The 11,804-nt window shown below is 37.8% G+C and carries 9 protein-coding genes, 4 tRNA genes and 1 pseudogene; 6 read left to right on the forward strand and 8 right to left on the reverse strand.

Going from position 1 to position 11,804, the window contains the following annotated elements; translation table 11 throughout:
• Positions 1–14 precede the first annotated feature (14 nt).
• The 5 genes from AAC851_RS14595 to AAC851_RS14615 all read right to left on the reverse strand — a co-directional run bounded on the left by AAC851_RS14595 (position 15) and on the right by AAC851_RS14615 (position 5,049).
• Positions 15–1,190, reverse strand: coding sequence for a DUF4062 domain-containing protein (locus AAC851_RS14595; RefSeq protein ID WP_075315282.1), 1,176 nt, complete (start codon positions 1,188–1,190; stop codon positions 15–17).
• Between the two features lie 102 nt (positions 1,191–1,292).
• A complete protein-coding gene (locus AAC851_RS14600) occupies positions 1,293–2,204 on the reverse strand; it encodes a DMT family transporter (protein WP_340600994.1) in 912 nt (303 codons plus the stop codon).
• Complete coding sequence (locus AAC851_RS14605) at positions 2,201–2,779, reverse strand: TetR/AcrR family transcriptional regulator (RefSeq protein ID WP_100833824.1); 579 nt, start codon at positions 2,777–2,779, stop codon at positions 2,201–2,203. The genes AAC851_RS14600 and AAC851_RS14605 overlap by 4 nt, the downstream gene beginning before the upstream one ends.
• A 179-nt stretch (positions 2,780–2,958) precedes the next feature.
• Entirely contained in the window at positions 2,959–4,059 is a 1,101-nt protein-coding gene (locus tag AAC851_RS14610; RefSeq protein WP_100833823.1) for a DUF6670 family protein, read from the reverse strand.
• A 99-nt stretch (positions 4,060–4,158) separates the two neighbouring features.
• Entirely contained in the window at positions 4,159–5,049 is an 891-nt protein-coding gene (locus AAC851_RS14615; RefSeq protein WP_340600995.1) for an ATP-binding protein, read from the reverse strand.
• A gap of 181 nt (positions 5,050–5,230) precedes the next feature.
• Here AAC851_RS14615 and AAC851_RS14620 point away from each other — a divergent pair, with 181 nt between their 5' ends.
• The 6 genes from AAC851_RS14620 to AAC851_RS14645 all read left to right on the forward strand — a co-directional run bounded on the left by AAC851_RS14620 (position 5,231) and on the right by AAC851_RS14645 (position 8,244).
• On the forward strand, positions 5,231–6,739 hold the full coding sequence (locus AAC851_RS14620; RefSeq protein WP_005084723.1) for a DUF3336 domain-containing protein: 1,509 nt from the start codon (positions 5,231–5,233) through the stop codon (positions 6,737–6,739).
• Entirely contained in the window at positions 6,714–7,544 is an 831-nt protein-coding gene (locus AAC851_RS14625) for a protein kinase domain-containing protein (RefSeq protein ID WP_340600996.1), read from the forward strand. The genes AAC851_RS14620 and AAC851_RS14625 overlap by 26 nt, the downstream gene beginning before the upstream one ends.
• A gap of 100 nt (positions 7,545–7,644) precedes the next feature.
• Positions 7,645–7,729: transfer RNA gene (locus tag AAC851_RS14630), tRNA-Leu, on the forward strand.
• Between the two features lie 68 nt (positions 7,730–7,797).
• Positions 7,798–7,871 (forward strand) — tRNA-Trp (locus AAC851_RS14635).
• A gap of 148 nt (positions 7,872–8,019) precedes the next feature.
• Positions 8,020–8,104, forward strand: a tRNA-Leu gene (locus AAC851_RS14640).
• A 66-nt stretch (positions 8,105–8,170) separates the two neighbouring features.
• A tRNA-Trp gene (locus tag AAC851_RS14645) sits at positions 8,171–8,244 on the forward strand.
• A gap of 315 nt (positions 8,245–8,559) precedes the next feature.
• Here the strand turns inward: AAC851_RS14645 and AAC851_RS14650 are convergent.
• The 3 genes and pseudogenes from AAC851_RS14650 to purB form a co-directional block, all read right to left on the reverse strand.
• A protein-coding gene (locus AAC851_RS14650; protein WP_340600997.1) for an IS3 family transposase occupies positions 8,560–9,725 on the reverse strand; the annotation gives its coding sequence in 2 pieces (ribosomal slippage) (positions 8,560–9,479 and positions 9,479–9,725; 1,167 coding nt in all).
• Between the two features lie 74 nt (positions 9,726–9,799).
• Positions 9,800–10,183: pseudogene (locus tag AAC851_RS14655) on the reverse strand (transposase); the annotation flags it as partial.
• Between the two features lie 209 nt (positions 10,184–10,392).
• Entirely contained in the window at positions 10,393–11,781 is a 1,389-nt protein-coding gene (purB, locus tag AAC851_RS14660; protein WP_340600998.1) for an adenylosuccinate lyase, read from the reverse strand.
• Positions 11,782–11,804 lie beyond the last annotated feature (23 nt).

Here is an 11,804-nt window from a genome sequence, read left to right on the forward strand (position 1 = left end):
CATCTATAACAAGATTATTCTTTAAAATCAAAATCACTAATTTCCTTATATTGGACATAGGTATGCTTAAAGTAATCAATCAATTGTTCTAATGATTTAATTAGAGTCTTTTTTGAGCGGTTTAATTCAGTAGTCATGCGAGGTAAGTTCTTTATACTCTCTAAAAAGCTTATGGTAGGAGTAAGAGCTGTATTCACTGAGTCGCTTAAAATTATTGCTGCATCGATAATATCTCTAATAGATCCTTGTGAATCCTCACTATCAGTATAAATTACTAATAACTTTGTTAACGAGTCTAAGGATAAATCTGTATGTATCTTGTATTCATTTGCTAATAAGTCTAGATCCCTAGAGAAGTTATATATAACTTTGCTAAATTGATTAATTAAGAATTTTAGAGATGATATTGATGCTTTTGCTTGAGTTAATTTATTAACTTGTTCAGTATAGGAGTCAGTTGTTTTGCTAAAGTCATTTAAATTTTCAGCAATTTGAGTGATAATAGAATTACACTTTTCTAGAGCTTCTTTTGCCTTTTCATTTAGATCTATAATTCCCTCTTCATCGTCTATACTTTCAGACTTAGCTATAGTTTCATTTATATAATTACTCTGAGGAAATTGGGGAAGTGGTAAAGTTGTTTTCTCAGAGACTTGATTTAAAGAGTCTTTCCATTTTTGGATAATAACTGATAAGTGAGCTCTGAGTTTTCCTTCAAAATTATCATTATTAGTTATGCCATAGACGCCTCCTAAGTCTTGTATTGTATTTTTGAAATCCTTTATTTTTCTTATCTGATCTGGGTCAATATCTTCAATAGCTATTGGATCATTCTTAAAATATATTAATAAATCAATATCCTTTCCACTTTTATATAAGCTGTATGCTCGATAAAATTCTTCTTCTGTACCTGACTCATATTCTTTAGTTGGCATACCAAACCTACTCCATAGGAGTCCAATGAAAATATCATAGTTATTTCCAATCTGTTGATTAATTACATCTTGAGAATATTCACCGAAGTTTGGAATTACATCTGTCTCCCAGCGTAAAAGTTCCAGTCTTAAATTTAGATTTTTACTCCATGTCTTATTTAATTCATTTATAATATTCTGAATAACATCTCTTTCATAAGCAACATCCGAAGGAGATGCTAAAAAAACATTTAAAACGATGTGTTGTTGAGGCATTATTTTTTCCTATATTATTAGTTTTTATTAATATAAATTCTTTTATAAGAAAAATAAAGTTATCTATTTATGATGATAAATAACTTTACTTAATCAGTAAAATTATTTTTGTGCTTTGGAAAGTACGGCTAAACACAAAAAAATTAAAATCATACCTATCCAACCAATTAGTGCTAATCGCTCACCGACCAGCAATACTGCAAACAGTGCTGCAACAAGTGGCTCAAATAAAGTAAGCGTGGTTGCGGTGCTGGCAGAAATTGTTTTTAAAGCATAACCAAATAACAGATAACCGAGAAACATTGGAATAAGCATCATATAACCGACAACATAGAGGTTAATCGGTTCATCAAATAGATTAGACCCAGTAAAAAATAATGTAGGCAACAAAATTAAAGCGCCAAACCCAAATATTAAGCCCATGGAGGCTTTAGAGTCGACACCACGATCAATCATTTTCTTGGCAGCCCATGAATATAAAGAATAGGTAAGTGCTGCAATCAGTCCAAGAATAATCCCAATCGTTTTCTGATCTGTGGAGATATTTTGTGTTGATCCATGAGAATGTGATTCACCAATCGACAAAAGAAATACACCGATAACACCAAAAATGAAGCTGATAAACCACTGCTTTGATAGTGATTTTTTGTCAAAGAACTTTTCCAGGAGTACTGTAAATAAAGGTGCTGAACCAATTGAAATGACTGTGCCAATAGTAATCCCTGCCATACGCATCGACGAATAGAAAGCCAATGGATAAATAGCGACAGAAATTACGCCAACTAACAGTAGGGGTAAATAGCTACGGATCTGGGGTAAATGACCGAGAATATTTCTATGTGCCAGTAAGGCTTGTAACAGGCCACCACCACCCATTGCAATCGCCCCAATTGCCAAAGGACTTAGATTAGGTGCATAAGATGCAGCCGTGCCTGTTGTTCCCCATAGAATTGAAGCAACTAGAACTGCGATAAATCCATAATGTGAACTTAAGTTGAATGCGGAGCTTTTCAATTTGAAATCTCTTGTTCTAATAAGGTCTGAGCCATTTGTCTAGCAGCAAAGACTTTTGTACTTGAACTTTCCAAACCTGCGAGGACGATAGAGCCTTCTAAAAGAAAAGAAAGTAAAAGAGAAAGCTGTTTGACTTTTTCATCATCGGCTATAAATTGGCTTAGATGCTGTGCCACGATACTTTCAACTTCATCTTTATGTCTTTTCACAGCTAAACGTTCTGGACTGTGAGCAGGAAATTCTGCTGCGGCATTGAGTAGTCCACAACCACGAAAACCATTTTCGTAAGCAAATTCAGCATGATCTTGATAGGCATCAAAAACAGCGAGAACGCCTTCGATAGGTGATTGGATCGTTGCTTTTCTTTTTTCGTATAAATCTAACCATTCCTGATGACGAGCTTCGATATAGTAAGTCACCAGTTCGGATTTTGTTTTGAAATTGTTATACAGCGACATCTTTGCGACATTGGCATTCTCAATGATGCTATTGATCCCTGTATTGTTAATCCCATCGTTATAAAACAATACAGAGGCTGTTTCTAAGATTTTTTGTTTTGCAGATTTTGTGCTCATAAAAATACATATTGGGTATACCGATCTACCTAATTTTAAGTTGAACTCACTGATTTATCAAGCATGAATTTTTAAACAGGTCGTAATCTTTTCTAGATATGAAATGGGCGTTGGATAGGGTTTGATAAGTCTTTGAATAATTTCAAAGACTTATTGTTTTGTGAAAGCTTGTAATGGACTTAATCTTGAAATGCACTCTGATTCTCTACATCGACGTATTCGATATAGCCACGTCCTTGAACGGGTTGACTCAAATATTCACCCGTAAAAGAGTAGGCACTGGCATAGCCAATGCCATGCCCATAACGAAATGGACTATCAATTTCAGCATAGATTTCTAAGATTTTTTGATCTGCTGTGTCTTTTACCATCCATGAGAATAACTGGGGTAAACGCATTTTCTTACCACTAGGTGAAACATAGTCATCGACTTGATGAGAGATGACCCTAAATTCAACATCGGTATAGATTTCTGCTGGTCGATCAGTGTGTCTAACATGTAGAGAATAAGCAGCAGGCTTTCCTAAAATATCCGCTTTGGTTAACAACAATTGTGTTGTCTCATTTAGGTTGATAATTTGATAGCTAAAGAAATCAAGCGGTAGCTTATACGCCTCAGGCAATAGTTTTTTAATAACACCATGTGCGCCAGCTGCACATGCATATTCATAGGTACATAAACCTTCTGCTACAGTCGTTTCACCTCGATATTCAAGTTGACCCTTGAATTTAGCCAACAGGCTAAAATGATCATAAATAGGAGTCTTGATAAACCATGAGACTTGATCAGTGACATCTAAATCAAATTCAAAATGTAGACCATAATAATCACCTTGAAGATGAATATGAGGTAAAGTCCCTGTAATCGAAACTTCTTCACCCAATTCAATCTGAGTACCATTTTCTAGAATCTTGGTTTCATCTGAAATGATATAGGCTTTTAAGAGGTGCTTATCTAATGCCGCTGTACTTGAAAAAAACGTTGCCGTGTTTCTTGGGTCACCTAAAGTGATGTCATCATGGTCAAAAGCCAGTGCACCGGGTGTTCCCAACAAAATCATAATATTCAAATAACGGTGTGGTTCAGGCAGTAGTGGAAAGAAGATGCCATAATGTGTCCACGTATAAAATTTCTCATTGGTTCTTGGAATAATAATTTCAGGTTTAGAAAATGGAATCGTTGAGTATTTTTTAGCTTGATCCAAGGTGCCTTGCGCGAGCAACAAGCTTTTGCCCAAGATTTTACTGGTCAGGGAAGTGGGTGGCAGTTGTTTTTTCATCTTTATTCCTATACTCATCTTATGCTGAGACTTAGGTTAAGAAAAACAACTGCCATTGCTAAGCGGAAATAAGGACAGCGCTACAGCTTTTCAGGACATTTATTGATTGGTTTTGTTGGACAATTTTTCTAAGTTTTGCGAGCCGATCCAATGCTTTGAGAACTGATAGGCTGCACGCCCAGAGCGTTGGCCACGTGCTTGGCACCATTTTAAACTTTCACCACGAACCAGATCGTTATATTCCAAACCTGCTTTAGTAATGTAATGCTCAACAATTTCTAAGTACAGTTGCTGATCCATTGGATAGAATGACAGCCACAAGCCGAAACGGTCAGAAAGTGAGATTTTTTCCTCAATGGCTTCTTGTGGATGCAACTCTGTATATTGGGGTACATCAACTTTACGCGCCGGGGTATTTTCATGCATAAATTCGGGCAATAAGTGACGACGGTTACTGGTGGCATAAATAATAAAATTGCTTGACCCTGACTGTAGTGAGCCATCTAAAACACTTTTTAAGCTACGATAATTTTCATCTTCTGCGTTAAATGCCAAATCATCACAATAGATGATAAATTTCTCAGGACGATGTTCAATCAGTTTTTGAATCTTAGGCAGATCAGATAAATCATCACGTTCGATTTCAATTAAGCGCAAACCTTGTGCTGAGTATTCTGTCAGTAAGGCACGAACAATTGAGGACTTACCTGTACCACGCGAACCAGTCAGCAAAATATCATTTGCAGGAAAACCATTTAAAAACTGTAGCGTATTTTGAATGATTTTATCTTTTTGGCGCTCAATTCCTTTGAGGTCTTCTAAATACATTTTTTTAGGTTGTTGTACGGCAACCAATTGTTGATTTTCCCATCGAAAGGCAATTGCAGAAAAATCGGTGGGTTGTTTTGGTGCAGGGAGAACTTGTTGAAGTTGTGTTAAAACACTCGATAATGATTGGAGAATAGAATCAGGTAAATTGAGGATCGCCATAATGAATACAAACCAAACTCAGTAATCAATGATTAAGGATACTAGCATTGCTTTCGCGGAAAAAAAGAAAATATCATCATAAATATTGCAATACGTCGATTTAACCCTTGATTGTTGCGACAGCTTTTTGCATTGTATAGGTGCACGATTCGAAAAATACGATTAAAAATTGGGATCATCCATGTCAAATCTGCTTTTAGGAAAAAGAAATACATACCAAACTTATCGAGTAGGTGTGTTGCAAGAGCGTTTAAGACATACAAGTAGTTATGAAGAGTGGAAAGAGCTTGCTTTAAAATTAGATCAGGAAATGGGGACTGAGGCATGGAAATATGACAATGAGTCACCTTATTTCGATGCTGAAATTCTGTCTAGGCGACACAATCTGTTAAAGAAATATCGCACTCAGCATCGCACATTAGATTTGATGTACGTGTTGCGAGAAGGTTTATCTTATGATTTTGCCAATATCGGGCATCCGATGTTGTTTGCTGAAACCTATATTGGCACGAAAAAAATTATCGAAAACTATGTAGAAGAAGTAAGTGAATGCTTCCGCTATTTATCATCAAGTGAATGTATAACATTCCAGCTTAAAGAAAAAATCCAGTTTTTTGAAGAATGCCAAAAAGCCTATGGCCAACCTGCATTGATGCTGTCTGGTGGTGCGACATTGGGGCTATTCCATACGGGTGTTTGTAAAGCACTATTAGAGCGTGATTTGCTCCCCAAGGTTATTTCTGGATCGAGTGCAGGGGCAATCATGACGGGAATGCTCGGCGTCTCTTTACCAGACCAGATTCCAGAGTTACTCACTGGGGAACATTTTTTTCATAAAGCATTTCGTTTTAGAAAAATTATAGAGTTGATCAAGGGTAATGGTGGCATTGCTGATGTGATGTACTTAAAAAAATTCTTGGTACAAAACTTAGGGGATGTGACGTTTGCCGAGGCTTATCAGCGCTCAGGATTACATATCAATATTGCTGTCGCCCCGTATAATACCGCACAAAATCCGCGCATTTTAAATGCTTTAACAGCACCTCATGTTTTAGTCTGGAGCGCTGTGCTTGCATCATGTGCGGTTCCTGTCCTATTTCCACCAGTGCATTTGACCAGTAAACGCTATGATGGACAACATACGCCGTATATGTCGAATACCAAGTGGGTAGATGGCAGTATGCGTAGCGACTTCCCTCAAGAAAAAATGGCAAGGCTGTATAACATTAATTACACCATTGCGAGTCAGGTAAATCCACATATTGTTCCATTTATGCAAAGTGATTCTGCGCGATTCCGTCGTGATGTGTTGAGTTGGCCTGAACGAATTATCAGGCATCAGGGTAAAGCGGTGGCGATGGATGTGATGGATTTAACACGTAACTCTTTGGGAAGCTTTTTCCCTATACGTCGCGCGCTTGATCATGGTTATGGTATTTTAGGACAGCGCTATTATGGTGATGTCAATATTATTGCCAAATATGGTTTAAGACATTATAGCTATATGCTACAAAATCCACGTCCAAAACTCTTTCAGGTTTTACAGCAAGAAGGTGAGCGTGCGACATGGCCTAAAATTGCCTCAATAGAAACCCATGCACGCATTGGTAAAACTATTGAACATTGCTTAGCATCATTGCGAAAGCAGGAAGAAAAGCAGCAAAATGAGTTCTACTACGTGGATCTTTGATTCAAATATCCAACCTGATGAATTAAAGCTTCGTACTAAAAGTCAAAGCTATGCGTATGGTCGACGACTATATACTTTTCAAATGGGTCAGGAGATGTATTGGCTTAAATTCCATTTAACCAATACCAACCCGATTTTACAGGCTGCTTTTCAACATGAGTTAAGTTTCTATCAGTCGTGTTCATCCGATAACGCTTCGTTTCTTATTGATCATCGGATTATTTCTTTGGCACAGCAAAGCTCAGTTCTTCGTGATTTAGGCGAGGGGATTGGTTTAGTCGTATTGGATTCAGTTCCTTTTTTTACTGATTTGAATCCATACCAACCACTTGAAACAATTAAACAAATGATCCAGCAAGCTTTATATGCGCTTGGTGAATTACATCAAATGGGATGGATTCATGGTGATTTAAAGGTTGAACATTTCCGATTATATAAAAATACATGTCGATTGATTGATTTCGAGCAAAGTCTGCAATTGCATCATCAAACTCATAATTTGAACGCAACACCACACTATATGGCACCTGAGCTATTTCATGGCAAAAATAAATCAGTGCAGAGTGATTTATATGCTTTGGGAATTATTCTATATGAATGGTTGACTCAGACCAAACTGAGAGCAAATAGCTATCACGATTGGGCCGTATTACACTGTCAGCAGCTGCAACTTCAAGTTCCGAAACAATTGGAGCCATTTTTGCCATTATTAAAAGGTTTGACTCAAAAACATTCTGAGCAACGTTTATGTTCTGTTCTAGATGCACAAGTCTTGTTAAATGATATTAATCTGCTGCAAAAATAAACATAAATAATTGATTTGAATATTATATGTTCATTTAAATGGGTTTTTTCTCAGAAAGACTTGTCATAAAGCTGCTTTCTCACTAATATGCATAGCCATCGGGGGCGTGGCGAAATTGGTAGACGCACTGGATTTAGGTTCCAGCGCCGCAAGGTGTAAGAGTTCGAGTCTCTTCGCCCCCACCAAATTTAAAAAGCAAGAGTATCTTGCTTTTTTTATGGTTAAATCAGAGATGAGTTAATCATGAAGTTATAGAGGATTGGTGTAATGGTAGCATGACGGTCTCCAAAACCGTTCGTCAAGGTTCGAGTCCTTGATCCTCTGCCAAATATGAAAGGAACTTTTTTAAAGTTCCTTTTTTTATTTCTGTATTTTTTCATTTGTATATGAAAAAAGCATTAGCCTTGAGATGCATAGTTTTTTATAAAAAAGGACTTGTCAGCAGAAAGGTTTATCACTAATATACACATCCATCGGGGGCGTGGCGAAATTGGTAGACGCACTGGATTTAGGTTCCAGCGCCGCAAGGTGTAAGAGTTCGAGTCTCTTCGCCCCCACCAAATTATTAAAAAGTAAGAACTTACTTTTTAAAGATTAAGTCAGAAATGAGTTAATCACAGCGTTATAGAGGATTGGTGTAATGGTAGCATGACGGTCTCCAAAACCGTTCGTCAAGGTTCGAGTCCTTGATCCTCTGCCAAATATAAAAAAACCCTTGTGTATCAACAAGGGTTTTTATTGTCCATATTTTGTACAAAACCATCTGATCCATAAATCCAAGAGCTATGTATAAAAGTAAGAATAGGTCTTTTATTACTTTTAAATTATTTTTATTGAACATAAAACTCTTATTTATCAAACAACTATTCTTTGTTAGTCCTTAAAATCACCTGAAAGACAAAATAAATCCTCAATTTCAGTTTCATTTAAGCTCAGCAAATTAAGCTACGCATAGACGAGATAAATGATGTCACGGAACATCCTTCGCCACATTCCTCAGATGTGGCTTTTGATCCTAGACAGAATTGTGAACAGTCGATCCCTCTAAAGCTCTAAAATATTTCTGCTCAAAAGCTTCTGGGCTTAACCAACCATTGGCAGAATGTCGCCTCATTCGATTGTAGTAAATCTCAATATATTCAAACAAGACAGCATTGGCTTCTTTTCTGGTAGTAAACACACTACCGTGTACCACATGACCTTTCAATGTATGAAAGAAGCTTTCGGTTACAGCATTATCCCAACAGTTCCCCTTGCGTGACATGCTTTGAATACATCCATTCATCAATAGTATCGCTCTAAAATCACGACTACAATACTGACTGCCTTGATCCGAGTGAACCATCACACCCTTTGGATAACCCTGACGTGCCATTGCATAATTAAATGCGTCACACACCAATTGACGGTCTATTCGATAGCTGGTTTGCCAACCCACAATACGACGGCTAAATAGATCTAACATCACGCATAAATATAACCAGCCTTCTTTGGTTCGAATGTATGTAATGTCTGTCGTCCATACCCGATTCGGCTTTGTGACGGTAAATTGGCGATCCAATAGATTGGGAGCTGTAGGCAAACGATGATTTGAATCTGTCGTATGTTTATATTTACGGGAAATCTTACTGCGTAACCCGAGATGCTTGAGCATTCTTCCTACCGTACGTTCGCTCAGGTTATAACCCAAATCATGCATATCATGAACTAGTGATGGGGCACCTAAGCGAGCATGATGGTGCCAATACACTGCTTTTAAATCCTTATATTTCTGAGCAGTATCAACTCGTCGCTTACGCCAAGCATAATAACCAGAAGGGCTGACGGCTAAGTATTTACAGGCGGAAAATATAGTGACTGCCTTTTTCATCGTTAAATCCGCTATTACCGTGTACTTTTCTTGGTTTGATCGGCGGTCAGAAAGTACACATGCGCCTTTTTTAGAATATCATTGGCTTCCTTGAGTTGTCTGTTTTCCTTCTCAAGTTCAACAATACGTTGTTGTTCTGGTGTAAGTTGACGTTTGCTGGTTCCTGCCAGATTCGTTTCTCGTACCCATTTATCTAGCGTTGAATAGCCCACACCTAACTTTTTGGCTATAGCAGCTAGTGATTCATGTGTGTTTGCTAGTGCGTACTCTATCGATTGTTGTTTAAATTCGGTGCTAAAGCGTTTCGCCATTTCTTGTATCTCCAAAGTTAACTTTACGTTAGCTTTAGAGGGATGCATTGTCCATTATTTTGGCTAGGATCATCTTTGGGCTTGCCAATCTTTGAAACGTGCTCGGTATACTTTTTTCCAAGATCACTCCCACATTCTTTGTCTATGTGATAAATCACATCTTGGATAAATTCAGTTTTTAGCTTTTCTGCGGCTAATTGTTTTTCCAACTGGCGAATGCGTTGTTGAGGGGTGAGTTGGCGTTTTGAAGTGGAAGGCATAGCTTTAGAAGTCCAATCTTGTTGTCCGTACTTACGTAACCATGTAAGCACAGTTGATCTTCCTTGAATACCATATTTTGCTTGAGCTTGTTTATAAGTGATTTGCCCTTTTTCTACCTCATGGACAATCAGCATTTTAAAGGCAAAACTATAATCTCGTTGTGTTCGTTTAACTCGTTGTTCTTTTTCATATTCCATAAAATAAGCCTCTTAAGGGGTAAACTTATTTCAGGACGGGACATTTTAAAGGCAAAACTATAATCTCGTTGTGTTCGTTTAACTCGTTGTTCTTTTTCATATTCCATAAAATAAGCCTCTTAAGGGGTAAACTTATTTCAGGACGGGACAGTATAGAAAAATAAAAAAGCAAAGCCGAGGCTTTGCTTTTTTATAAATGAGTTGTCAGCTTAGATTTTGCTGATCAAATCATTGATTTGTTTTGCTTGTTCAGCAGCATTACCTGTATATGTTGCAGGTGTAAGCTCTGCTAAACGAGCACGTTCATCGGCTGGAACTTGAAGAAGCTCATCACCATTTACGAAGTTCACCATCATGTCACGTGTCATGGCTTGACCACGAGTAAGCGCTTTTAGTTTTTCGTAAGGTTTTTCAACGTTATAACGACGCATAACCGTTTGGATTGGCTCAGCAAGAACTTCTTGTGCTTGGTCTAAATCTTCATTTAAACGGTTCGCATTGAGTTCAAGTTTACCAATACCCTTTGAGCAAGCATCAAAAGCAATCAAGCTTTGCGCAAAACCAACACCCATGTTACGAAGCACAGTTGAGTCTGTTAGGTCGCGCTGCCAACGAGAAATCGGAAGTTTTTCACCTAAGTGACCCAATACTGCATTTGCGATACCTAAGTTACCTTCTGAGTTTTCGAAGTCAATTGGGTTTACTTTATGAGGCATCGTTGATGAACCCACTTCACCATCTTTTAATTTTTGCTTGAAGTAACCAAGCGAAATATAACCCCAAACATCACGGTTAAAGTCGATCAAGATCGTGTTATAACGACGCAATGCATCAAACAATTCAGCCATGTAATCATGTGGCTCAATTTGTGTGGTGTATGGGTTGAAGCTTAAACCTAAAGACTCAACAAATGCTTGCGCATGTGCAGCCCAATCAATTTCTGGATAAGCAGAAAGGTGAGCGTTGTAGTTACCTACAGCACCATTGATTTTGCCCAATAATTCAACACTTTCAAATTGCTTAATTTGGCGCGCTAAACGATATGCAACGTTTGCCATTTCTTTACCCAAAGTTGTTGGGCTAGCAGTTTGACCATGTGTACGAGACAACATTGGTTGTTCAGCATGTGTGGTTGCCAAAGTAGAGATTGCATTCAGAATTTGCTTCATGCTTGCAACTAAAACTTCACGACCATTTTTAAGCATCAATGCATGAGACAAGTTGTTGATGTCTTCAGAAGTACATGCGAAATGAATAAATTCACCTGCATTTTTTAATTCGTCGATGTTGGCAATTTTTTCCTTAAGGAAATATTCAACTGCTTTCACATCGTGATTAGTTGTACGTTCGATCTCTTTAATACGATTAGCATCTTCTTCAGAGAAATCAGCAACAATCGCATCTAAAGCGGCATTGGTTTCAGCAGAGAAAGCTGGTACTTCGATAATTTCTGCACGATTTGCAAGTGCTTGTAACCAACGCACTTCAACAGTGACACGAGCGTGGATTAAACCAAACTCAGACAAAAAAGGGCGTAATGCATCGCATTTGCTTGCATAACGTCCATCAAGTGGTGAGAGTGCGGTTAAAGCATTCATACAGATTCCTTAATCTTGGAATA

The sequence above is a fragment of the Acinetobacter sp. HZNU-JH01 genome (assembly GCF_037996845.1).
Taxonomy (GTDB): domain Bacteria; phylum Pseudomonadota; class Gammaproteobacteria; order Pseudomonadales; family Moraxellaceae; genus Acinetobacter; species Acinetobacter haemolyticus.